Source organism: Streptomyces boncukensis (assembly GCF_011045075.1).
In the GTDB taxonomy this organism is placed as follows: domain Bacteria; phylum Actinomycetota; class Actinomycetes; order Streptomycetales; family Streptomycetaceae; genus Streptomyces; species Streptomyces boncukensis.
Genome location: NZ_JAAKZZ010000057.1, coordinates 1 through 23,753 on the forward strand (window position 1 = coordinate 1; position 23,753 = coordinate 23,753).

The following is a 23,753-nucleotide window of genomic DNA, read 5'->3' on the forward strand; positions in this document are numbered from 1 at the left end:
GGGCAGGGGGGCAGGTGCGAGCGATCCGCCGGATACCTAACGGGTGATCCGCACCACCCGCTCCGCCGGCACTCCGTTGACCTCGACCCGCAGCGTCACCCGCCCCGGGCGGCGGCCCGTGAGGGCCCCCGTCTCCGGGTCGAAGGCCGCCACGCAGCGGCCCCGGGGCACCGTGTTCTTGACGCACAGCCCGCGGGACGCGGGCCAGTCGGCGCTCATCGGCCAGGACACCGGGATGTCGCGCCCCGCCTGACGTACCGTCGCCCGTGCCTTCGCCCGCTTCCCCACCCGCACCTCGCCCGGTGCGGCGAGGCTGAGCGCGTCCACATGGGCGCGGATCTGGGCCGACAGCCAGCCGCCGTGCCGGGAGGGCCTGCCCCGGTCGACGCCCAGCAGCGACCAGCCGGTGAAGCCGCCCTCGTCCGGCGGGGACGCGGGCGCCTTCCCGGAGTTGCCGTTGATCAGATACGGCACTCCGTCGATCCGGGTGGCGTCGAAGATCCCGGCGTGCGCGCCGATCAGCGCCGCGCCCTTGCCGGTGCGGGCCCGGAAGCCGCCCAGCCAGTCCTCCAGCAGGTCCGCCTCCATCCGGTCGGTGAGCTGGCTGGCGTGCTGCGGTGTCGGGTCGCGCGGCGGCACGTGCTGGACGACCACCACCGAGCCGATGCGCCGGTTCCGCGCCGCCGCGTCCAGCTGTCTGCGCAGCTCCTGGAACTGCGCGTACCCGCCGCCGCGCAGCGTCAGTGACGAGGTGTCCAGGGTGATGAACCGGGTGCCCTTGTGGTCGAAGGTACGCCGCGGCGGCCCGAACTCGCGGACGAAGTCGTCGAGCGAGCCGCCCATCACCTCATGGTTGCCGGGGACGTAGTACCAGGGCACGGCGTCGCCCAGCTCCTCCTCCAGCACCTTCCGGGCGAACTTCAGATCCTCCGGCGCCCCCTCGTCCACCAGGTCGCCGTTGACGATCACGAAGTCCGGTCCGGCGGCGCGGATCTCGCGCAGCGTGCGGCGCGCCTGGCGCACGATGTCGCTGTCCGGGTCGCGCGCCACGAACTGCGCGTCCGAGACCACCGCGAACCGCCAGTCGCGGCCCGCCGCCGAGGCCGCGGTCGACACCACCGGGTCGTGCGGGCGCTCGGCGGCCGGCAGGTCGACGTCCGGCGGTATCCGCGCCGTCAGCTGGTCCAGCACCACCTCGCCCCGGTACTGCGCGGCGGGGCGGGTCTCGGCGAGATAGAAGCGCTGCACCCGCAGCGGATACGCCACGCCCTCCGGCACCTCGAACGTGAGCTTCCGCCAGCCCTCCCACTCCACCAGCGGGCCGCGCAGCACATGGTCCGTGCCGACCGCGTCCTTGAGGTGGAGGGACGGCCAGGCGCCGTGGCCGTCGCCCTTGAGCCACAGCGTGAAGCTCTTCGGCTGCCCCGGGACGGGGATCGCGACGGGCGGGTTGGCGTACGCGGCGCGGGTGGCGGTGGACTGGGTGAAGTCGTAGCTCATCCGCAGCCCGGTGCCGGTGTGCCCGCCGGGGTCGGCCGCGAGCTCGCCGTCGGCGCGCGCCGAGGTGAAGCGCCAGGCCGACGCGTCCTCGAAGTCGGCCGAGGTCTCGTCCCGCAGCCCGACCGTCACCGCGAGCTTCGCCGTGCGCCCCCGCACGGTCGCGGTGACCGTGGCGGAGCCGGAGTCGTTCCCCGGCCGGGCCCGCACCTGGAAGGCGCCCGTGCCCGCATCCGGATCGGGGGTCACCGTGAACCGCGCGCGGTCGTACTCCAGCCGCACGTCGGCCGGTTCGATGGGCGCGCTGGTGCCGTCGGCGTCGTAGCCGAGCAGGCCGAAGGTACCGGTGTCGCCGCTGTCGGTGAGCCCGACCCGCTCCGCCGTGGGCGCGATACGCTCCAGCGCGCCCACGACCTGGACCTTGGTCGAGCCCCGCGCCGCGCCCCGGCGCGCCACCACCTCGGTGCCGCCGGTGCGGCGCGCCCGGAACGTGCCGTCGCCGCCGACCCTGCCGACGCCGGGCCGGGACGTACGCCAGTGCGGCTGCCCGGCGGCCGGGCCGTACGTCTCGTCGTAGCCGGCCGCCGTCAGCTTGCGGGTGAGGCCGGGGAAGACGCGCTCGGGGTGGCCGCCGGGGATGTTGTCCGCCGTCGGCGCCCGGTCGCGGTCCGTGGCCGTCTGCACCCAGAAGCCCTTCAGCCGCCCGCTGCCCTGCGGCGCGGTGAGCGCCAGCCCGTTGGGGACCTCGCGCTCCTCGCCGTCCGAGGGCGAGTTCTCCAACTGCGGCTCCCGCGCGCCCGGTTCGCGGGCGAGCAGCGTGGAGGAGCCGCCGCCGTCGAGGTTGAGCGCGTTGTAGGCGCCGAGCTTCCGCATCATCTTGGCCAGCTCGGTGAGGGTGACCCCGCCGGAGGCGGCCTGCCGTCCGTCGACGCTGAGGACGTGCATGGTGCCGCCGTCCCGGGAGAAGCCGACCGCCGTACGGGGCGCCGTCGCGTTGTTCGGACGTCCGTCCCAGTCCTGCGGCTCGCCGTCCCGGACCAGCACACCGCGCCCGCCGACCGCCGTGCGGGGCGCCGGCGAGCCGTCGTCGGTCCGCACGTGGTACTCCCAGGACACCTTGTCCCCGGTGCGCAGCTTCGCGAGCGCGTCCGCGCCCAGGTCGCGGCCCAGCAGCACGGTGACGCCGTCGGGGATCGCGCCCTTGCCGGGCTTCTCGGCCACCGAGGTGACCGCTCCGTCCTCGACCGTCACCTCGGTGGTGCGCTCGGATTCGTCGACGGTCTGCGCCCGGTCGGCCTCGCCCCACTGGGAGGTGTACGCGGCGACGCCGTTCAGCGGTACGTCCGCGGCGTTGTAGCCCTCCAGCTTCCGCTTGCCGCCCGGCAGGTCGAGGGTGCCCTCGAAGTAGAGGTCGAGTATCCGGCCGGCGGCGCGCGGCCCGATGCCGACCGCCTCGGAGGCGCCGGACGCCGGAGAGTGGGTGGCCCGGCCGTTCCGCAGGCCGGGGCCGAGGGGCGCGCCCGTCTGGTTGATGTCGAAGAAGTCGCCGTTGAGCGCGGCGACGGTGCGCCGCCCCTTGCCGGGGTCGTGCTGCTTCACCAGCTCGCTGAGCGGCTTGCGCTCGGCGACCTTCCCGGAGGAGAGGTAGTCGGCCCGGGTGCCCCGGGAGCCGCTGCCGAGCGTGAAGCTGAGTGCGTCGGCCCGCAGCCACTTGTCCGGCTCCAGCCGCGAGAACGAGGTGAGCTTGGCGCCCGGCGCCACCGGCCGGGTGGTGCGCTCCAACTCCATCCCCGCGCCGCCGCCGTCGGCATCCCGCGCCGAGGCGGGAGCGAGGGGGTGCTGCTGGACGGCCCCGGCCTGCGCGGAGGGCGCGCCGCGCGTCTCCGCGGCGACGGCTCCGGCCGGCAGCAGCCCTGCGGCCAGAGCGGCGAGTGCTGTGCCCGTCAGCAAGGGGCGGGTGAACGGTCTTCTTCGGTGTGCGTGGACTTGTCTCAACGCGTACCCCACAGACACGTGTGTTGTCGGCACTGGTGCGCCGCCGCACGTCAGGCTCTCGGCGTGCGGCGGCGCACAGCGTCCCAGGGGGCACCGGTCTACACCAGATGGCTGAGAGAAATCCGCATGAACACTCGGACAGCGCAGTGGTTCACACCGGGTCGGAGCGTTCTCGGCGAACCGTGCCGGGCCGGGGCTGCCCCTTGCTGTCGCGCCGCAGCCTGCACCGGCACAGGCAGGGGCAGGGGCAGGGGCAGCCCCGGCCCAGACGCAACGGCAAGAGGGCAACCGCGGGCCTGTTCTACCCTGGGAGGCTCCGCACCCGGCGGCGGGCCAACCAGCCGCCTCCCCCGGCCGCCACCGCGAGCACGACGGCGCTGGCCCCGACGGCACCCAGCGCGCCCGTCGAACCGGACGACGAGCCGCTGCCGTTCCCGGCGCTCTCGGGCGACGCCACCCGCTGCGGGTCCCCGCTCTGCGGGTCCCCGCCCCGCGGGCCGAACCCGCCCGCCAGCCCCTTCTTGTCGTACGCCGAGCCGGGCAGCTTGTCCCCGTACGCGTCGTGGACCCGCTGCTGGTACGCGCGCAGGCTGGTCCCGTCCGCGCCGACCGCCTTCCGTGCGTCGCGGTCCAGCGGGAGCACCCGGGCGCCGTCCTGGACGTACCACGCGTCGATCTGCGGCTCCTGGAACACGGTGCCGCCGGGTGCCCTGGCGGCGCCCTTCGCCGCGTAGCGGGTCTCGTCGTCGCCGGTCGCGATGTTGACGACCCGCCAGCCCCGCTCCGTCCGCGCGGACATGACCGAGGCGCGCTGCCCGTCGGAGGCGACGGCCGCGCTGGCGAACAGCGCCAGCCGGGCCACCGGGGTCGTGGCGGCGCTCCGGGCGGACGAGGCCGCGACGAAGTCCGCCGAGAGGGTGTAGACGGGCACCGTCCGGCCCGTGACGCGGGGCTGCGCGCCGGCCGCGCTGACCGCGCCGTCCCGCGCGAAGAACCGGGAGAGCGTCCGCAGCGTGCCGTCGTCGGCGGCCGCCCGGTGGGCCGCCGCTGCCGCCCCCTTCGGCGGAGCGGGCGGCTCGGGTGCGGACGGGCCGGACCGGCTGCCTCCGGCGGCGTGCGCGTGGGGCGCGAGGCTGAGCAGGACGGCGGCCAGCGCCCCGGCGGTCGCGGAGGCGCGCAGCCGGGTGTGCGGGGAGCGGTTGGTGATGGTCATGACCTCACGCTCCGATCCGGTAGAGGGAGTGGGTCCATGCGAACTCGTAGTTGTCGATGTACCAGTTGTGCGTCGCCCAGTTGTAGCGGCTGTTGGACGGCCAGGGGTCGCCCCAGTAGACCCAGCCCTCGCTGGTGTCGTAGCCGTAGAGCACATGCATATGGCCGCCGCCCGAGGTCCAGCCGATGCGGGTCTCCACGGGGCGGTTCGCGTTGATCTCCTGCTGCACGGTGCCGTAGCGCAGCCAGCCGGTGACGTACGAACCGCGGTTGATGCCCATCCAGCCGAGCGCGTTCTGCACGTTGCCGAGGGTGGCCTGCCAGTTCGGGCAGGACGAGCCCTGGCTCCGGCCGAACGCGGCGTTGCAGAAGGCGTTCTGGCTGTAGCTTCTGCCCAGGTAGGCGGCGATGGTGTTGCCCGCCGCCCCCCAGCACCAGTTGCTCTGCTGCTGGGCCTGCATGGTGATGTCGAGCCGCTTCGCGGCCAGTGTCTGCTGCTCCGTCCGCGCGCCGCCGCCGGCCCCGTCCGCCGGGCCGGGGGCTGCCGTGGCAACCGTCGCGGGGACGGCGAGCAGGGCCGCGGCGGCGGCCGCGGCCACAGTGGCGCGTCGGCGCCGGGTACGGTGTGCGCCGGCGCGGCCGCGTCGGCGCGGTATCAGTGGGGACATGGCGTTCCTCCCAGGGAAGAGGGGGGTGGAGGAGCGCGCATCCGGATGCCGCTGAGTTGAGCATCCTGGCTTGTCGGTGTTCGGTCAACGCGCTTCGATACGGGGCGGGAAGCGGTGTGAACGGCCACGTCCCCAGGTGAACGGATCCGGCTCACGGGCTGGTGGACGACGGAGGGGCGGTGCGGAGGCTGTGAACGTTCACTCCCCGGGGCGGGACGCCCCGGCGGCACTGGACCAGGTGCTGCGCACCGGCCCCTTCCATCTGGCCCTGCGGACCGCGATCGAGGCGCGCGGTCTCGCGCTGCACCGGGTGCGCCACCGGCTGGCCCAGCGCGGCATCCATATCGGTGTCACCAGCCTCAGCTACTGGCAACAGGGCGCCCGCCGCCCCGCGCGCGCCGAGTCACTGCGCGCCGTGCGCGCGCTGGAGGAGGTGCTGGGCCTGCCCCCGGAGTCGCTGCTGCGGCTGCTCGCGCCGGCGGGCGGCGGCGGACAGGAGCGGCCCGCTTCCCGCTCGTACCAGACGCTCTTCGCGGACTCCGCCGTGCTGCGCGTCCTGCTGGCCGAGCTGGGCTCGCCGCCCGACGGCGGGCTGCACACCCTCGACCACTGGGAGCGGGTACGCATCGGCCCGGGGCGCCAGCTCCTCACCCGCTCCTCGCAGCAGGCCGTCCGCGCGCACCGGGACGGCGTGGACCGCTATCTGGCCATCCACCACGGCGACCCGGGCTGCACGCCCGGCCGGGTGCGGGTGCGGGCCGACGAGAACTGCCGCGTGGGGCGCGTCCGCTGGAGCGCGGGGACCGCGATCGTGGTCACGGAGCTGCTGTTCGACACCCGGCTGCGGTCCGGCGAGACCCATGTCTTCGGCTACACCTTCGAGGACGGGACCGGCGGCGCCTGCCAGGAGTATGTGCGCGGCTTCAGCTTCGGCGGCGGCCGGTACGTCCTGCAGGTGGGCTTCGACGCGGGGCAGCTGCCGGTGCGCTGCCACAGCTTCGCGCGGACCTCCGCAGCGGCGCGGCCCTCGGGGGCCCAGGAGCTGCCGCTGAGCGGGGTGAACCGGACCGTGCACCTGGTACGCGCCGACGCCGGACCCGGCATCCTCGGCATCGGCTGGGAGTGGCCCTGACGCTCCGGGACGCGACAGGGGCGGCCCCGCCCCGGCAGGAGACAGGCCCTCAGCTCTCCCGCTGCGGGCCCGCCACCAGCTTGCCGTCCTTCACCCGCACTTCGAGCTCGGGCAGGGGCGTGCTCGCCGGGCCCCTGGCCACCTCCCCGGTGTCCACCTGGAACCGGCTGCCGTGCAGCGGGCAGACGAACTCGCCGCCCTCCGCCTTGTCGATGACCGCGCCCTGGTGCGGGCAGACCCCGGAGAACGCCCGGAACCGGCCCTTCTCCGGCTGCGAGACGACGACCTTCTCGTCGGTGTACGCCGTCCCGCCGCCGACCGGAACCTCGTTCGCCTCGCCGAGGGAGACGGCCTCCGACGGCCCGGACGAGGCGTTCCGGGACCCGCCGTCCGAGCCGCCGCCGCAGGCGGTGAGGCCGAGCGCGGCCAGGGCGGCGCCGCACAGGAGGGTACGGCGCGAGGCGTACTGATCGTGGTGCGTCACGCGCCGTACCCTACGCGCTCACCCCTCGCGCCCTGCGCTCCTCCTCGCCGCGGTCTTCTTCGCGGCGCTCTTCTTCGCCGTGGCCTTCTTTGCCGTGGCCGTTGCCGTGGCCTTCTTCGGGGCCGTCTTCTTCGCCCCCGCCCGCTTCGCCGGCGCCTTCGCCGCCGGAGGCGCGTCGCTCACCCGGTCGCCCAGCAACTCGCGCAGGAACTTCCCGGTGTGGCTCGCCGGGATGCCGGCCACCTGCTCCGGGGTGCCCTCCGCGACCAGCGTGCCGCCGCCGTGGCCGCCCTCGGGGCCCATGTCGACGACCCAGTCGGCCGTCTTGATGACGTCCAGGTTGTGCTCGATGACGATGACCGTGTTGCCCTTGTCGACCAGTCCGTCCAGCACGCCGATGAGCTTGCGGATGTCCTCGAAGTGGAGGCCCGTGGTGGGCTCGTCCAGCACATAGACCGTGCGCCCCGTGGAGCGCTTCTGCAGCTCGCTGGCGAGCTTGACGCGCTGCGCCTCGCCGCCCGACAGGGTGGGCGCGGGCTGGCCCAGCCGTACGTACCCCAGGCCGACGTCGTTGAGGGTGCGCAGATGGCGGGCGATGCTGGGCACCGCCTCGAAGAAGTCCAGGGCCTGCTCGATTGGCATGTCCAGGACCTCGGCGATGCTCTTGCCCTTGTAGTGCACCTCCAGGGTCTCCCGGTTGTACCGGGCGCCGTGGCAGACCTCGCAGGGGACGTAGACGTCCGGCAGGAAGTTCATCTCGATCTTGATGGTGCCGTCGCCGGAGCAGTTCTCGCACCGGCCGCCCTTCACGTTGAACGAGAAGCGGCCCTGCTGGTAGCCGCGGACCTTCGCCTCCGTCGTCTCCGCGAACAGCTTGCGGACGTGGTCGAAGACGCCGGTGTACGTCGCCGGGTTGGAGCGCGGCGTACGGCCGATGGGCGACTGGTCGACGTGCACGACCTTGTCCACCAGGTCGTCGCCGTCCACCCGGGTGTGCCGGCCGGGAACGGACTTCGCGCCGTTCAGCTCGCGCGCCAGGTGGGTGTAGAGGATGTCGTTGACCAGCGTCGACTTGCCGGAGCCCGAGACGCCCGTCACCGCCGTGAGCACGCCGAGCGGGAAGGCGACGTCGATGTCCCGCAGGTTGTTCTCCCGGGCGCCGCGCACCACCAGCTCGCGGCCCGGCTCGGCGGGACGGCGGACGTCCGGCGTCGCGATCTCCCGCTTGCCGGACAGATAGTCGCCGGTGATCGAGGCGGCGTTCCCCAGCAGCTCCTTCAGCGTGCCGCTGTGCACGACCTTCCCGCCGTGCTCGCCGGCCCCCGGACCGATGTCCACGACCCAGTCGGACGCCTTGATGGTGTCCTCGTCGTGCTCCACGACGATCAGCGTGTTGCCCATGTCGCGCAGCCGCACCAGCGTCTCGATCAGCCGGTGGTTGTCCCGCTGGTGCAGCCCGATGGACGGCTCGTCCAGCACGTACAGCACACCCACCAGGCCGGAGCCGATCTGCGTGGCCAGCCGGATGCGCTGGGCCTCGCCGCCGGAGAGCGTCCCGGCGGCGCGGTTGAGCGTCAGATAGTCCAGGCCGACGTCGACCAGGAACCGCAGCCGCTCGTTGACCTCCTTCAGCACGCGCTCCGCGATGACCTTCTCGCGGTCGTTCAGCGTCATCTCGCGCAGGAAGTCGGCGCACTCGGTGATCGACATCGCGGACACCTCCGCGATGGACCTGCCCTGCATGGTGACCGCCAGGATCAGCGGCTTGAGCCGCGTCCCCTCGCAGGCCGGGCAGGGCACCTCGCGCATATAGCCCTCGAAGCGCTCCCGGCTGCTGTCCGTCTCCGCCTCCGCGTGCCGCCGCTTGACGAACGGCACCACGCCCTCGAAGGCGGTGGTGTACGCCCGCTCGCGGCCGTACCGATTGCGGTAGCGCACCTCGATCTGGGTCTTGTGGCCGTACAGCAGCGCCTTCTTGGCGCGCTGCGGCAGCCCGGCCCAGGGGATGTCCGTACGGAAGCCGAGCGCGTCCGCCAGGGCGCCGATGATGCGGCCGAAGTAGTCCTTGGTATGCCCGTGCGACCAGGGGTGGAGGGCGCCCTCGTCCAGCGACTTGTCCTCGTCCGGGACGATCAGCTCCGGGTCCACCTCCATCCGGGTGCCGATGCCGGTGCACTCCGGGCAGGCGCCGAAGGGGGAGTTGAACGAGAAGGAGCGGGGCTCCAGCTCCTCGAACGACAGGTCGTCGTACGGGCAGTAGAGGTGCTCCGAGTACATCCGCTCGCGCTGCGGGTCGTCCTCGGACAGGTCCACGAAGTCGAGGATCACCATGCCGCCGGACAGCCCGAGGGCCGTCTCCACCGAGTCGGTCAGCCGCCGCTTGGCGCTGCTCTTGACGGTGAGGCGGTCCACGACCACCTCGATGGTGTGCTTCTCCTGCTTCTTGAGCTTGGGCGGCTCGGAGAGCTGGACGGTCTGCCCGTCGACCCGCGCCCTGCTGTACCCCTTGGTCTGCAGCTCGTTGAACAGGTCCAGGAACTCGCCCTTGCGCTCGCGCACCAGCGGCGAGAGCACCTGGAAGCGGCTGCCCTCCTCCAGGCCCAGCACCTTGTCCACGATCGCCTGCGGCGACTGCCGCGCGATCGGGCGCCCGCACTGCGGGCAGTGCGGCTTGCCGATCCGGGCGTACAGCAGCCGGAGGTAGTCGTAGACCTCGGTGATCGTGCCGACCGTCGAGCGGGGATTGCGGGAGGTCGACTTCTGGTCGATGGAGACCGCGGGCGACAGGCCCTCGATGAAGTCGACGTCGGGCTTGTCCATCTGCCCGAGGAACTGCCGCGCGTAGGCGGACAGCGACTCGACGTAGCGCCGCTGCCCCTCAGCGAAGATCGTGTCGAAGGCGAGCGAGGACTTCCCCGAGCCCGACAGCCCTGTGAAGACGATGAGGGAGTCACGGGGGAGGTCGATCGAGACGTTCTGGAGATTGTGCTCGCGAGCGCCACGGACGAGAAGACGGTCGGCCACGCCGGTTGGCACCTTTCATGTGAGACGCGGGACTCCCGCGACGGAAGCGGGATCCCCGACCAAGAGTAGGACGGTGCGCGGCGGAGTGGTGTCCGCTTCCGGGGAAGCACCGAGACCCCGACCATATAGCACGGGCTTTCGATTTACGGAGGGATTCCGCCATCTTCCACTCGAAGGAGTGGCCCCACTAGATTTGGATCATGACCTCGCCTGCGCACGACGTCGAACTGCTGCGGACCGCGACCGACCGGCTGCTGAGCGCGGCCGGAGCGCTGGATCCGGCGGCCGTCACCGAGCCCTCGCTGCTGCCCGGCTGGACCCGCGGCCATGTCCTCGCCCACGTGGCGCGCAACGCCGACGCGCTGATCAACGTGCTCGACGGGCGCCCGATGTACGCCGGCGCCGAGGTGCGCGACGGGGACATCGAGCGCGACGCGCCACGCCCGCTCGCCGTCCAGCTCGACGACTTCCGTACGAGCGCGGAGCGGCTCGACACGCGGTTCGCGGCGGAGACCGCATGGGACCGCACCGTCGAGCTGCGGAACGGGGTGCGGGACACCGCCGGCTCTGTTCCGTTCCGCCGCTGGATCGAGGTCGAGCTGCACCATGTCGACCTCGGCATCGGCTACGGCCTGGCGGACCTGCCGGGTGCCTTCGTCGACCGGGAGCTGGCGAACATGGCCCGCCGCTTCTCCGGGCACGCCCAGGTGCCGGAGGCGGTCGAGCTGCGGGTCGAGGACGGCCGGGTGCTGCGGACCGGAGCGGCCGAGGGCGAGCCGGTGGTCGTAGCGGGCAGCGCGACGGCGCTGGTCGGCTGGCTCACCGGCCGCACGAGCGGCTCCGGCCTATCGGCGCGGGGCCCCCTTCCCGAGCTCCCCTCGCTCTGAAGAGGCCGCCCCTGAACGGCGCCCCCTCGCGCAGCGGGAAGCCACTATCGTGGAGGCATGGCATACAGCGGAGCGGTAAAGGCGGGCGGCCCGGCCGACGTACACGAGCTGCAGGCCCTCATGATCTCCAAGGTGGCCGTCGGCCCCATGGACAACAACGCGTATCTGCTGCGCTGCCGCGCCACCGACGAGCAGCTGCTGATCGACGCCGCCAACGAGCCGCGCACCCTGCTGGACCTCATCGGCAGGGACGGCATCGCCTCCGTCGTCACCACCCACCAGCACGGCGACCACTGGCAGGCCCTCGCCGAGGTGGTCGGGGCGACCGGTGCCCGCACCTACGCGGGGCGGGAGGACGCGGAGGGGATCCCCGTCCGCACCGACGTCCTGGTCGACGACGGCGACATCCTCCGCGTGGGGCAGGTGGAGCTGACGGCCCGCCATCTCGCCGGGCACACCCCGGGATCGATCGCACTGGTCTACGACGACCCGCACGGCCACCCGCATGTGTTCACCGGCGACTGCCTCTTCCCCGGCGGGGTGGGCAACACCTGGGGCGACCAGGGCCGGTTCGCCTCCCTGCTGCACGACGTCGAGACCAAGCTGTTCGACCGGCTCCCGGACGAGACCTGGGTGTATCCGGGGCACGGCGGCGACACCACCCTCGGCGCCGAGCGCCCCCACCTCACCGCGTGGCGCGAGCGCGGCTGGTAGGGCCCGCGGGTCCCCGCGCTGTCACCCCGCCCCAGTAGGGTGACCGCCATGGCAGACCCCTCCACCTACCGACCCGGACCGGGAGAGATCCCCGACTCGCCCGGGGTCTACCGCTTCCGCGACGAGCACCGCCGGGTGATCTACGTCGGCAAGGCGAAGAGCCTCCGCCAGCGCCTGGCCAATTACTTCCAGGACCTCGCGAGTCTGCACCCGCGCACCCGCACCATGGTCACCACGGCCGCCTCCGTCGAGTGGACCGTGGTGAACACGGAGGTCGAGGCGCTCCAGCTGGAGTACTCCTGGATCAAGGAGTACGACCCCCGGTTCAACGTCAAGTACCGCGACGACAAGAGCTATCCGTATCTCGCGGTGACGATGAACGAGGAGTTCCCCCGCGTCCAGGTGATGCGCGGCCAGAAGAAGAAGGGCGTGCGCTACTTCGGGCCGTACGGCCAGGCGTGGGCCATCCGCGAGACGGTCGACCTGATGCTGCGCGCGTTCCCGGTGCGCACCTGCTCGGCCGGGGTCTTCAAGCGCTCGGCGCAGATCGGCCGGCCCTGTCTGCTGGGGTACATCGGCAAGTGCGCGGCGCCCTGCGTCGGCCGGATCGGCCCCGAGGAGCACCGCGAGCTGGCCGAGGAGTTCTGCGACTTCATGGCGGGCCACACCGGCTCGCATCTGCGCCGCCTGGAGCGCGCGATGGGCGAGGCCGCCGAGGAGATGGAGTACGAGAAGGCGGCCCGGCTGCGGGACGACATCGACGCGCTCAAGCGCGCCATGGAGAAGAGCGCCGTGGTGCTCACCGACGCCACGGACGCCGACCTGGTCGCCGTCGCCGAGGACGAGCTGGAGGCCGCCGTCCAGATCTTCCATGTGCGCGGCGGCCGGGTGCGCGGCCAGCGCGGCTGGGTCACCGACAAGGTCGAGGACGTCGGCACCGCAGGGCTGGTCGAGCACGCCCTCCAGCAGCTGTACGGCGAGGAGCGCGGGGACGCCGTCCCCAAGGAGGTGCTGGTCCCGGCGCTGCCCGAGCCGGTGGAGCCGATAGCGCAGTGGCTGTCCGAGCGGCGCGGCTCCCAGGTCGGCCTCCGCATCCCGCGCCGGGGCGACAAGCGCGCCCTGATGGAGACCGTGCACCGCAACGCTGAGCAGGCCCTGGTGCTGCACAAGACCAAGCGCGCCTCCGATCTGACCACCCGCTCCCGCGCCCTGGAGGAGATCGCCGACGCGCTGGAGCTGGACTCGGCGCCGCTGCGCATCGAGTGCTTCGACATCTCCCACCTCCAGGGCGACGACGTGGTGGCCTCCATGGTCGTTTTCGAGGACGGCCTGGCCCGCAAGAGCGAGTACCGCCGCTTCCAGGTCAAATCCTTCACCGGCCAGGACGATGTGCGCGCCATGCACGAGGTGATCAGCCGCCGCTTCCGGCGCTATCTGCAGGAGAAGCAGAAGACGGGGGAGTGGGACGCGGAGAGCGGCGCGGACGCGCCGGGGGACGAGGCGCGCGGCGAGGTGAGCGGCGAGGTGAGCGGCGAGGTGGGCGGCGAGGCGCGGGACGAGGACGGCCGGCCGAGGAAGTTCGCCTACCCTCCGCAGCTGGTCGTGGTCGACGGGGGGCGGCCGCAGGTCGCGGCGGCGCAGGCGGCGCTGGACGAGCTGGGCGTCGACGACGTCGCCGTCTGCGGTCTGGCCAAGCGCCTGGAGGAGGTCTGGCTGCCCGGCGAGGGGGACCCGGTGGTGCTGCCGCGCTCCAGCGAGGGCCTGTATCTGCTGCAGCGGGTCCGCGACGAGGCACACCGCTTCGCGATCCGCTACCAGCGGGGCAAGCGCGGCAAGCGGATCCGGTCCACCCCGCTGGACGCCGTCCCGGGGCTCGGCGAGACCCGGAAGAAGGCCCTGCTCAAGCACTTCGGCTCGGTCAAGAAGCTGCGTGCCGCCGGTGTCGAGGAGATCGCCGAGGTGCCGGGCGTGGGCCGCAAGACGGCCGAGGCGGTCGCGGCGGCGCTGGCGGGTGCCGCCCCGGCGGCCCCGGCGGTGAATACCGCGACCGGTGAGATCGTTGAAGGGGAGTGACGCCGGAGCCCCGGCGTCGAGATCGGACCATCCGGGGGACGAGCGGGATGAGCAGCATGAACGCGGAGCACGGCCAGGATGAGCCGCGCCGGGACGGAGCACACGTGGACACGCACACCCAGGGCCCCGCACCGGCGGAGGCCGACGAGAAGGGCGGCCCCACCATCCCGGAGCTGGTGATCATCTCCGGGATGTCCGGGGCGGGCCGCAGCACTGCCGCGAAGTGTCTGGAGGACCTCGGCTGGTTCGTCGTCGACAACCTCCCACCGGAGCTGATCCCCACCATGGTGGAGCTGGGAGCGCGCTCCCAGGGGAACGTGGCGCGGATCGCGGTGGTGGTCGATGTGCGCGGGCGGAACTTCTTCGACAACCTCCGCGGCGCGCTCGCCGACCTGGAGCGGTACCACGTGGCGCGCCGGATCGTCTTCCTGGAGGCGTCGGACGACGCGCTGGTGCGCCGTTTCGAGTCCGTGCGCCGCCCGCACCCGCTGCAGGGCGACGGGCGGATCGTGGACGGCATCGCCGCCGAGCGCGACCTGCTGCGCGAGCTGCGCGGCGACGCCGACCTGGTGATCGACACCTCCAGCCTCAACGTCCACGAGCTGCGCGCCAAGCTGGACGCCCAGTTCGCGGGAGACGAGGAGCCGGAGCTGCGCGCCACCGTCATGTCCTTCGGCTACAAGTACGGCCTCCCGGTGGACGCCGACCTGGTGGTGGACTGCCGCTTTCTGCCCAACCCGCACTGGGTCCCCGAGCTGCGGCCGTACACCGGCACCAGCGAGGAGGTCTCCAACTATGTGTTCAACCAGCCCGGCGCCAAGGAGTTCCTGGACCGCTACAGCGAGCTGCTGCAGCTGATCGCCACCGGCTACCGCCGCGAGGGCAAGCGGTATGTGACGATCGCGGTGGGCTGCACCGGCGGCAAGCACCGCAGCGTCGCGATGTCCGAGAAGCTGGCCCGCAGGCTCTCCGACGGAGGCGTGGAGACGGTCGTCGTCCACCGCGACATGGGGCGCGAGTGACGGCGAAGCAGCGCCGGGCCGTCCGGCTGCGGCGCCTGGTCGGCCCGCGCGGCGGGCTGCGCGGCTCCTCGGGGCTGCGGGCTTCCTCGGGGAAGGCGCCCAAGGTGGTGGCGCTCGGCGGCGGCATGGGGCTGTCCGCCTCGCTCACCGCGCTGCGCCGGATCACCGGAGACCTCACCGCCGTCGTCACCGTCGCCGACGACGGCGGCTCCAGCGGGCGGCTGCGGGACGAGCTGGGCGTGCTGCCGCCCGGCGACCTGCGCAAGGCCCTGGCGGCGCTCTGCGGCGACGACGAGTGGGGCCGTACCTGGGCCGAGGTCGTCCAGCACCGCTTCGAGTCCAAGGGCGATCTGCACGAGCACGCGGTCGGCAATCTGCTGATCGTCGCCCTCTGGGAGCAGCTCGGCGACCACGTCCAGGCGCTCGATCTGGTGGGCAAGCTGCTCGGGGCGCATGGCAGGGTGCTCCCGATGTCCGCCGTTCCGCTGGAGCTGCGCGCCCGCGTGCGCGGGCACGATCCCGCGCGCCCCCAGGAGCTGTCGACGGTCCGGGGCCAGGCCACCGTGGCGCTCACCCCCGGCGAGGTGCAGGAGGTGCACCTGGAGCCGCACGACCCGCCGGCCGTGCCCGAGGCGGTGCGCGCCCTGCTGGACGCGGACTGGGTGGTGCTGGGCCCGGGGTCCTGGTTCTCGTCCGTGATTCCGCATCTGCTCGTACCCGAGATCCTCGAAGCCCTGACCGAGACCAAGGCCCGCAAGGTGCTCTCGCTCAACCTCGCGCCGCAACCCGGCGAAACGGATGGTTTTTCCCCGCAGCGTCATTTGGAGGTTTTGGCCCGACACGCCCCTAAACTCGCCTTCGACGTGGTGCTGGCCGACCAGGACGCCGTGCCCGACCAGGACTCCCTGAGCGAGGCCGCGGGACGGCTCGGCGGGGCGGTCGAGCTGGCGCCCGTGGCGGTGCACGAGGGGGCTCCCCGGCACGACCCGGAGCTGCTGGCCGCCGCGTACGACCGTATTTTTCGGATGCATGGAAGGATCGGCCCATGGCGATGACGGCTGCGGTGAAGGACGAGATCTCCCGGCTCCCCGTCACCCGGACCTGCTGCCGGAAGTCCGAGGTCTCGTCGATCCTGCGCTTCGCGGGCGGCCTGCACCTGGTGAGCGGGCGCATCGTGATCGAGGCGGAGCTGGATGCGGGCATCGCGGCCCGGCGGCTCCGCAAGGACATTCTGGAGATCTTCGGACACGCCTCCGACCTGGTGGTGATGGCTCCCGGCGGGCTGCGCAGAGGCAGCCGCTACGTGGTGCGGGTGGTGGCGGGCGGTGATCAGCTCGCACGGCAGACGGGGCTGGTCGACGGCCGCGGCCGTCCGATCAGGGGCCTGCCCCCGCAGGTGGTCTCCGGGGCCACCTGCGACGCCGAGGCCGCCTGGCGGGGCGCCTTCCTGGCGCACGGCTCGCTCACCGAGCCGGGCCGCAGCTCCTCGCTGGAGGTCACCTGCCCGGGGCCCGAGGCGGCGCTGGCGCTGGTCGGCGCGGCCCGCAGACTGCAGATCGCCGCGAAGGCCCGCGAGGTGCGCGGCGTGGACCGGGTGGTCGTCCGGGACGGTGACGCCATCGGCGCGCTGTTGACCCGGCTCGGCGCGCACGAGTCGGTGCTGGCCTGGGAGGAGCGGCGGATGCGCCGCGAGGTGCGGGCCACGGCCAACCGGCTCGCCAACTTCGACGACGCCAATCTGCGCCGCTCGGCCCGTGCCGCCGTGGCCGCAGGCGCCCGGGTGCAGCGGGCGCTGGAGATCCTCGGCGACGAGGTGCCGGAGCATCTGGCGGCGGCCGGGCGGCTGCGCATGGAGCACAAGCAGGCGTCGCTGGAGGAGCTGGGGGCGCTCGCCGACCCGCCGCTGACCAAGGACGCGGTGGCGGGCCGGATCCGGCGGCTGCTGGCCATGGCGGACAAGCGGGCGCAGGACCTCGGCATCCCGGGAACCGAGACCACTCTGACGGAGGAAATGGTCGGCTGAGCGGTCCGTACGGGGCCGCTCGGCCCTCCCTCCGGCCCACCTGGCCGATGTGAGACCCACCCCGATGGAGAGGTAGGGTCGGACGCGGTCGGGGACATCCCAAACAGCATTCGCCGGTGTCCTCACCGGCGCCCCTAGCGAGGAGATCGGTTTCGTGACGATCCGCGTAGGCATCAACGGCTTCGGCCGTATCGGTCGTAACTACTTCCGCGCTCTGCTGGAGCAGGGTGCGGACATCGAGATCGTGGCGGTTAATGACCTGGGTGACACCGCGACCACCGCCCATCTGCTGAAGTACGACACCCTGCTGGGCCGCCTGCAGCAGGAGGTCACCCACACCGAGGACACCATCACGGTCGGTGGCCACACCATCAAGGTGCTCTCCGAGCGCGACCCCGCCCAGATCCCGTGGGGCGAGCTGGGCGTCGACGTCGTGGTGGAGTCCACCGGCATCTTCACCAAGCGCGCGGACGCCGAGAAGCACATCACGGCGGGCGCCAAGAAGGTCATCATCTCGGCTCCGGCCAAGGACGAGGACCAGACGATCGTCATGGGCGTCAACGAGGGCGAGTACGACCCGGCGAACCACCACATCGTCTCCAACGCCTCCTGCACCACCAACTGCGTGGCGCCGATGGCCAAGGTCCTGGACGAGAACTTCGGTATCACCAAGGGCCTGATGACGACCGTCCACGCGTACACCAACGACCAGCGCATCCTGGACTTCCCGCACAAGGACCTGCGCCGCGCCCGCGCCGCCGCCGAGAACATCATCCCGACCTCGACGGGCGCCGCCAAGGCCACCGCGCTGGTCCTCCCGCAGCTCAAGGGCAAGCTGGACGGCATCGCCATGCGCGTCCCGGTGCCCACCGGCTCCGTCACCGACCTCGTCGTCGAGCTGGGCCGCGAGGTCACGGCCGACGAGGTGAACGCCGCCTTCCAGAAGGCCGCCGAGGGCGGGCTGAAGGGCTACCTGGAGTACACCGCCGACCCGATCGTCTCCTCGGACATCGCCGGCACCCCGCCCTCGTGCACCTTCGACTCGGCGCTGACGATGGCCCAGGGCAAGCAGGTCAAGGTCGTCGGCTGGTACGACAACGAGTGGGGCTACTCCAACCGCCTGGTCGACCTCACCACCTACATCGGCTCCCGCCTCTGAGCGCCGGCGGCACGACACCGAGGGCAGGGCTCGTGCACGGCGCACGGGCCCTGCCCCATGCAGAACAGGCATGACGGCAGGAGCCAACATGAAGACGATCGACGATCTCGTCGGCGAGGGCGTGGCGGGCCGGCGGGTGTTCGTCCGGGCCGACCTCAACGTCCCGCTCGACGGCGAGCGCATCACCGACGACGGCCGGATCCGGGCCGCCGTCCCCACGATCACCAAGCTCGCCGAGCACGGCGCGCGGGTGGTCGTCGCCTCGCACCTGGGCCGCCCCAAGGGCGCGCCCGACCCGCAGTACTCGCTCGCGCCCGTCGCGAAGCGGCTCGGTGAACTCCTCGGCACCTCTGTGCGGGGCGATGTCGCGTTTGCGGCGGACACCGTCGGGGACAGCGCGAAGGCCACCGTCGGCGCCATGGCCGACGGCGGGGTCACGCTGCTGGAGAACCTCCGCTTCAACCCGGGCGAGACCAGCAAGGACGACGCCGAGCGCGGCGCGTTCGCCGACCAGCTCGCGGCCCTTGCCGAGGCGTACGTCGGCGACGGCTTCGGCGCCGTGCACCGCAAGCACGCGTCGGTCTACGACCTCCCGGCCCGGCTGCCGCACGCCGCGGGCTACCTGATCGCCACCGAGGTCGGCGTGTTGCGCAAGCTCACCGAGGACGTCCGGCGGCCCTACGCCGTCGTGCTCGGCGGCGCCAAGGTCTCAGACAAGCTGGGGGTCATCGACCACCTGCTGACCAAGGCCGACCGCATCCTGATCGGCGGCGGCATGGCGTACACCTTCCTCCAGGCGCAGGGCCACGACGTGGGCAAGTCGCTGCTCCAGGAGGACCAGCTCCCCGCCGTCCAGGGCTACCTGGAGCGCGCCGGGGAGCTCGGCGTGGAGTTCGTGCTGCCGGTCGATGTGGTGGCGGCCGACGGCTTCCCGGACCTGAAGTCCAAGGCCCCGACGCACCCGGTCACCGTCCGGGCCGACGCGATCCCGGCCGAGCTGGAGGGTCTGGACATCGGACCCGAGAGCCGCAAGCTGTACGCGGCGAAGCTGGCCGACACCGCCACCGTCTTCTGGAACGGCCCGATGGGCGTCTTCGAGCACCCGGACTACGCCGAGGGCACCCGGGCCGTGGCCCAGGCGCTGCTGGACAGCCCCGCCTTCACCGTCGTCGGCGGCGGCGACAGCGCGGCGGCCGTGCGGCAGCTCGGCTTCGACGAGGCGGCGTTCGGCCACATCTCCACCGGTGGCGGCGCCAGCCTCGAATACCTTGAGGGCAAGACCCTCCCCGGCCTCTCCGCACTGGAGGACTGACCCCCATGACCACCCGCACTCCGCTGATGGCGGGCAACTGGAAGATGAACCTCAACCACCTTGAGGCCATCGCCCATGTCCAGAAGCTCGCCTTCGCGCTGACGGAGAAGGACTACGAGGGCGTCGAGGTCGCCGTCCTTCCCCCGTTCACCGATCTGCGCTCGGTGCAGACCCTGGTCGACGGCGACAAGCTGAAGATCCGGTACGGCGCCCAGGACATCTCGGCGCACGAGCCCGGCGCGTACACCGGCGAGATCTCCGGATCGATGCTGGCCAAGCTGCACTGCAGCTATGTCGCCATCGGCCACTCGGAGCGCCGCCAGTACCACGGCGAGGACGAGCCGCTGGTCAACGCGAAGGTGAAGGCCGCCTTCCAGCACGGCCTGACCCCGATCCTGTGCGTCGGCGAGGAGCTGGAGGTGCGCGAGGCGGGCAACCACGTCGCGCACACCCTGGCCCAGGTCGACGGCGCGCTCCGGGACGTCCCGCAGAAGGACGCCGTCACCCTCGTCATCGCGTACGAGCCGGTGTGGGCGATCGGCACCGGCAAGGTCTGCGGCGAGGAGGACGCTCAGGAGGTCTGCGGCGCGATCCGCGGCAGGCTCCGGGAGCTGTACGGCGAGGAGACCGCCGAGGCGGTGCGCATTCAGTACGGCGGCTCCGTCAAGGCCGGCAACGTCGCGAAGATCATGGCGCAGCCGGACATCGACGGTGCGCTGGTCGGCGGTGCCTCGCTGGACGCGGACGAGTTCGTCAGGATCGTCCGCTTCCGCGATCAGTAAGGTGTGACGGCACCTCGTCACCCGTCGTACGCTTGCGGGGCCGGGCCCGGCCCGGCCCCGTAGCCATCCGTGATCCGTAGAGTCCGAGAGAGTTGGTCCAGCCGTGGTCTTGGGGTTCTCAATCGCCCTCATCGTCTTCAGCGGGTTGCTGCTGCTGCTCGTGCTGATGCACAAGGGGAAGGGCGGCGGCCTCTCCGACATGTTCGGCGGCGGTATGCAGTCGTCGGTCGGTGGCTCCTCGGTCGCCGAGCGCAACCTCGACCGGATCACTGTGGTGGTCGGTCTGGGCTGGTTCGCCGTGATTGTCGTACTCGGTCTGCTGATGAAGTTCGACAACTGACGCTCCGAGGAGTGCGGGAGAGCTGACAGCGCGTCGCCTTCCCTGCCTATCATGAGGCTCGCGTCCCGGAGCCGACGCAGTAACTCCGGTTACTGGACGCGCGTTGGGCCCTACGTACACTAGGGCGCCCGCAGCGGAGCGGTCCTGAGACCCTCCGCGGCACCGTGAGGCAGGGAGTTACGACCGTGGCAAGTGGCAACGCGATCCGGGGAAGCCGGGTCGGAGCGGGGCCGATGGGGGAGGCTGAGCGGGGCGAGTCCGCGCCGCGCCTCCGCATCTCCTTCTGGTGCTCCAACGGGCATGAGACCCAGCCCAGCTTCGCCAGCGACGCGCAGATCCCGGAGACCTGGGACTGCCCCCGCTGTGGCTTCCCCGCAGGAACGGACCGGGAGAACCCCCCGGACCCGCCGCGTACGGAGCCGTACAAGACGCACCTCGCCTACGTCCGGGAGCGGCGCAGCGACGCGGACGGGGAGGCGATCCTCGCCGAGGCCCTCGCCAAACTCCGGGGTGAGATCTGAGCCGGGGCGCCTGCTGAGCCGGTGCGGCCCGGGTGAGCGGCCGACACGCTGATCTCTTAGGGTGGGATCGGCGGGGTCGCTACGAGAAGAATGGGCTGAATCGCTGATGAACGCAGAAGGCCGCACCCGACTCGATCAGATGCCCGAATGGCAGGCGCTGGCCAAGCACCGCGAGGAGCTCGGGGACACCCATCTGCGCACCCTCTTCGCCGAGGATCCGGACCGCGGCCGACGCTACGCCCTGCGGGTCGGCGACCTCTACCTCGACTACTCCAAGCACCTGGTCACGGACGAGACCCTGCGGCTGCTGCGCGAGCTGGCCCGGGCCACCGGGGTCACCCGGCTGCGGGACGCGATGTTCCGCGGCGAGAAGATCAACGTCACCGAGCACCGCGCCGTGCTGCACACCGCGCTGCGCACCCCCGAGTCCGCCACCGTCTCGGTCGACGGCGAGAACGTCGTCCCGAAGGTGCATGCGGTGCTGCGCAAGATGGCCGTCTTCGCGGACAAGGTGCGCGAGGGGCACTGGACGGGCCACACCGGCAAGCGCATCCGTACCGTGGTGAACATCGGCATCGGCGGCTCCGACCTCGGCCCGGCGATGGCGTACGAGGCGCTCCGCCCGTACACCCGGCGGGACATGCAGTTCCGCTTCGTCTCCAATGTGGACGGTGCCGATCTGCACGAGGCCGTGCGCGATCTCGACCCCGCCGAGACGCTGTTCATCGTCGCCTCCAAGACCTTCACCACCATCGAGACCATCACCAACGCGAAGGCGGCCAGGAGCTGGCTGCTGGACGGGCTGGGCGCGGACGAGTCGGCGGTGGCCCGGCACTTCGTCGCGGTCTCCACCAACGCCGCGAAGGTCGCCGAGTTCGGCATCGACACCGACAACATGTTCGCGTTCTGGGACTGGGTCGGCGGGCGCTACTCGTACGACTCGGCCATCGGGCTGTCCCTGATGGCGGCCATCGGCCCGGAGCGGTTCGGCGAGATGCTGGCGGGCTTCCACCTCGTCGACGAGCACTTCCGCACCGCCCCAGCGGAGGCCAACGCGCCGCTGCTGCTGGGGCTGCTGGGCGTGTGGTACGGCGGCTTCCACGGGGCGCAGTCGCACGCCGTGCTGCCCTACAGCCACTACTTCTCCCGGTTCACCGCCTATCTGCAGCAGCTGGACATGGAGTCCAACGGCAAGTCGACGGACCGCGCGGGCCACCCGGTGGCCTGGCAGACGGGCCCGGTCGTCTGGGGCACGCCGGGCACCAACGGCCAGCACGCGTACTACCAGCTGCTGCACCAGGGCACCAGGATGATCCCCGCCGACCTGATCGGCTTCGCCGAGCCGGTGGCCGAGCTGGGCGCGCTGCGCGGGCAGCACGACCTGCTGATGGCCAACCTCTTCGCCCAGGGCCAGGCGCTGGCCTTCGGCAGGACGGCGGAGGAGGTGCGCGCGGAGGGCGTACCGGAGGAGCAGGTGCCGCACCGCACCTTCCCCGGCAACCGCCCGACGACCACCATCCTGGCCGAGGAGCTCACGCCCTCGGTGCTGGGCCAGCTGGTCGCGCTGTACGAGCACAAGGTCTTCGTCCAGGGCGCCGTGTGGGACATCGACTCCTTCGACCAGTGGGGCGTCGAACTCGGCAAGGTGCTGGCCAAGCAGATCGAGCCCGCGCTGACCGACGGCGCCGACGTGTCCGGGCTGGACGCGTCAACCAGCGCGCTCGTCGAGCGCTACCGGGCGCTCCGCGGCCGCTGACCGGCGGCCGCCGCCGGGAGGGGGCTCCCGCAGGGAGCGCATCAGCAGCCAGCCCACCGCCGGGAGGACGATCAGCGGGGCCAGCGCGGCCCGCAGCGACGCCGCGTCCGCGAGGGCCCCGAGCAGCGGGCTGGCCAGCCCGCCGGCGCTGACGGCCAGCCCCAGCGTCACCCCGCTCGCCGTCCCCACCCGCCGCGGCAGATAGTCCTGCCCCAGCGTGATGTGCAGCGAGAACGGGACGTACAGCCCCGCCGAGGTCAGCGCGACGCAGACATACAGCGCCGGCCCCGGTACCAGGACGGTGCCCGCCACGGCGGGCACCGTCAGCGCGTACGACCAGCGGATCACCGTCACCCGGCCGCAGCGTGCCGCGAGCCGCCCCCCGGCCAGGGTGCCGACGGCGCCGCCCAGATACAGCACGAACAGCGCCGCGGTGCCCGCGGCCTCCCCGCCCCCGGTGCGCTGCCGCGCGTACAGCGAGATGAACGCGCTCAGCCCGACGAAGACCACCGAACGGCAGACCACCGCGCCCGACATCCGCAGGAACGACCGCCAGTCGTCCTCGCCCGGCTGCCGCCGCTCCCCGGCGGCGGCCGGGGCCGCGGCGCGGCCGAGGGCACGCACCGCCGCCGCGCACAGGGCCGCGCCCGCCACCGCCGGGACGGCCAGCAGCGGGGTGGCCCGCAGCCCGCCCGTGGCGATGACGGCGGACGCCAGCAGCGGAGCCGTGGCGAAGCCGAGGTTGCCGCCGAGCGAGAACCAGCTCATCGCGGTGTGGCTGCCCCCGCTCGCGGCCCGTGCGGCCCGCGCTGCCTCCGGATGGAAGGCCGCCACCCCGACGCCGGAGGCGGCGACGACGGCCAGCGTCAGCGGATAGGAGCCGGTGACTCCGCTGAGCGCCACCCCGGCACCGCCCGCCAGGGTGCTCACCGGCAGCAGCCACGGCAGCGGCCACCGGTCGGTCAGCAGCCCGAAGAGCGGCTGCGCCACCGACGACAGCAGGGAAGCGGCCAGTATGAGGCCGGAGGCCGCCGCGTAGGTGTAGGCGCGTTCGGCGACGAAGTACGGCACCAGCGCCGCCACCGCGCCCTGGTAGACGTCGACGCAGGCGTGCGCCAGGGACAGCAGGGTGACGGGGCTGTCTCTTATACA

General features: G+C 72.5%; 18 protein-coding genes and 1 pseudogene. 13 read left to right on the forward strand and 6 right to left on the reverse strand.

Annotated features, from left to right (window positions below; translation table 11 throughout):
- Positions 1 to 36: 36 nt before the first annotated feature.
- The 3 genes from G5C65_RS08490 to G5C65_RS08500 all read right to left on the reverse strand — a co-directional run bounded on the left by G5C65_RS08490 (position 37) and on the right by G5C65_RS08500 (position 5,372).
- Positions 37 to 3,285, reverse strand: a complete 3,249-nt coding sequence (locus G5C65_RS08490; protein ID WP_206441391.1) for a phosphodiester glycosidase family protein — start codon at positions 3,283 to 3,285, stop codon at positions 37 to 39.
- A gap of 508 nt (positions 3,286 to 3,793) precedes the next feature.
- Positions 3,794 to 4,705 carry a hypothetical protein gene (locus G5C65_RS08495; protein ID WP_165298048.1) on the reverse strand — a complete coding sequence of 304 codons (912 nt, stop codon included), beginning with the start codon at positions 4,703 to 4,705 and terminating at the stop codon, positions 3,794 to 3,796.
- Between the two features lie 4 nt (positions 4,706 to 4,709).
- Positions 4,710 to 5,372 carry a papain-like cysteine protease family protein gene (locus tag G5C65_RS08500; protein ID WP_165298050.1) on the reverse strand — a complete coding sequence of 221 codons (663 nt, stop codon included), beginning with the start codon at positions 5,370 to 5,372 and terminating at the stop codon, positions 4,710 to 4,712.
- Between the two features lie 190 nt (positions 5,373 to 5,562).
- On the opposite strand from G5C65_RS08500, the gene G5C65_RS08505 reads away from it, so the two are divergent.
- A complete protein-coding gene (locus G5C65_RS08505) occupies positions 5,563 to 6,504 on the forward strand; it encodes a hypothetical protein (RefSeq protein ID WP_165298051.1) in 942 nt (313 codons plus the stop codon).
- Between the two features lie 49 nt (positions 6,505 to 6,553).
- Here the strand turns inward: G5C65_RS08505 and G5C65_RS08510 are convergent, their stop codons facing one another.
- On the reverse strand, positions 6,554 to 6,988 hold the full coding sequence (locus G5C65_RS08510) for a Rieske 2Fe-2S domain-containing protein (protein WP_165298052.1): 435 nt from the start codon (positions 6,986 to 6,988) through the stop codon (positions 6,554 to 6,556).
- Between the two features lie 18 nt (positions 6,989 to 7,006).
- On the reverse strand, positions 7,007 to 10,012 hold the full coding sequence (gene uvrA / locus G5C65_RS08515; protein WP_165298054.1) for an excinuclease ABC subunit UvrA: 3,006 nt from the start codon (positions 10,010 to 10,012) through the stop codon (positions 7,007 to 7,009).
- 200 nt (positions 10,013 to 10,212) lie between these two features.
- On the opposite strand from uvrA, the gene G5C65_RS08520 reads away from it, so the two are divergent.
- From G5C65_RS08520 to pgi, 12 genes and pseudogenes are all read left to right on the forward strand, one after another.
- Complete coding sequence (locus G5C65_RS08520; protein WP_165298056.1) at positions 10,213 to 10,899, forward strand: maleylpyruvate isomerase family mycothiol-dependent enzyme; 687 nt, start codon at positions 10,213 to 10,215, stop codon at positions 10,897 to 10,899.
- 57 nt (positions 10,900 to 10,956) lie between these two features.
- Complete coding sequence (locus tag G5C65_RS08525; protein ID WP_165298057.1) at positions 10,957 to 11,613, forward strand: MBL fold metallo-hydrolase; 657 nt, start codon at positions 10,957 to 10,959, stop codon at positions 11,611 to 11,613.
- A gap of 48 nt (positions 11,614 to 11,661) precedes the next feature.
- A pseudogene (gene uvrC, locus G5C65_RS08530) lies at positions 11,662 to 13,768 on the forward strand (excinuclease ABC subunit UvrC).
- Positions 13,734 to 14,708, forward strand: coding sequence for an RNase adapter RapZ (rapZ, locus tag G5C65_RS08535; protein ID WP_165298060.1), 975 nt, complete (start codon positions 13,734 to 13,736; stop codon positions 14,706 to 14,708). Before uvrC ends, rapZ begins: the two are co-directional and overlap by 35 nt.
- A 35-nt stretch (positions 14,709 to 14,743) precedes the next feature.
- Positions 14,744 to 15,763: a gluconeogenesis factor YvcK family protein gene (locus G5C65_RS08540; RefSeq protein WP_420903291.1), complete on the forward strand. Its 1,020-nt coding sequence runs from the start codon at positions 14,744 to 14,746 to the stop codon at positions 15,761 to 15,763.
- Positions 15,754 to 16,731 carry a DNA-binding protein WhiA gene (gene whiA, locus G5C65_RS08545; RefSeq protein ID WP_165298064.1) on the forward strand — a complete coding sequence of 326 codons (978 nt, stop codon included), beginning with the start codon at positions 15,754 to 15,756 and terminating at the stop codon, positions 16,729 to 16,731. The genes G5C65_RS08540 and whiA overlap by 10 nt, the downstream gene beginning before the upstream one ends.
- 154 nt (positions 16,732 to 16,885) lie before the next feature.
- Positions 16,886 to 17,890 (forward strand): type I glyceraldehyde-3-phosphate dehydrogenase, encoded by a 1,005-nt coding sequence (gene gap / locus G5C65_RS08550; protein WP_165298066.1) that lies wholly within the window; start codon positions 16,886 to 16,888, stop codon positions 17,888 to 17,890.
- Between the two features lie 88 nt (positions 17,891 to 17,978).
- Positions 17,979 to 19,202, forward strand: coding sequence for a phosphoglycerate kinase (locus G5C65_RS08555; RefSeq protein WP_165298067.1), 1,224 nt, complete (start codon positions 17,979 to 17,981; stop codon positions 19,200 to 19,202).
- Between the two features lie 5 nt (positions 19,203 to 19,207).
- The gene (gene tpiA, locus G5C65_RS08560) at positions 19,208 to 19,984 is read left to right on the forward strand and encodes a triose-phosphate isomerase (RefSeq protein WP_165298069.1); all 777 of its coding nucleotides are present in this window, start codon (positions 19,208 to 19,210) and stop codon (positions 19,982 to 19,984) included.
- A gap of 103 nt (positions 19,985 to 20,087) precedes the next feature.
- Complete coding sequence (secG, locus tag G5C65_RS08565; protein WP_338146285.1) at positions 20,088 to 20,324, forward strand: preprotein translocase subunit SecG; 237 nt, start codon at positions 20,088 to 20,090, stop codon at positions 20,322 to 20,324.
- A gap of 185 nt (positions 20,325 to 20,509) precedes the next feature.
- A complete protein-coding gene (locus G5C65_RS08570; RefSeq protein ID WP_165298072.1) occupies positions 20,510 to 20,845 on the forward strand; it encodes an RNA polymerase-binding protein RbpA in 336 nt (111 codons plus the stop codon).
- 106 nt (positions 20,846 to 20,951) lie between these two features.
- Positions 20,952 to 22,601, forward strand: coding sequence for a glucose-6-phosphate isomerase (gene pgi / locus G5C65_RS08575; RefSeq protein WP_165298074.1), 1,650 nt, complete (start codon positions 20,952 to 20,954; stop codon positions 22,599 to 22,601).
- On the opposite strand, the gene G5C65_RS08580 is transcribed toward pgi, so the two are convergent.
- Positions 22,554 to 23,750 (reverse strand): MFS transporter, encoded by a 1,197-nt coding sequence (locus tag G5C65_RS08580; protein WP_165298076.1) that lies wholly within the window; start codon positions 23,748 to 23,750, stop codon positions 22,554 to 22,556. The two genes, pgi and G5C65_RS08580, sit on opposite strands and share 48 nt — an antisense overlap.
- Positions 23,751 to 23,753 lie beyond the last annotated feature (3 nt).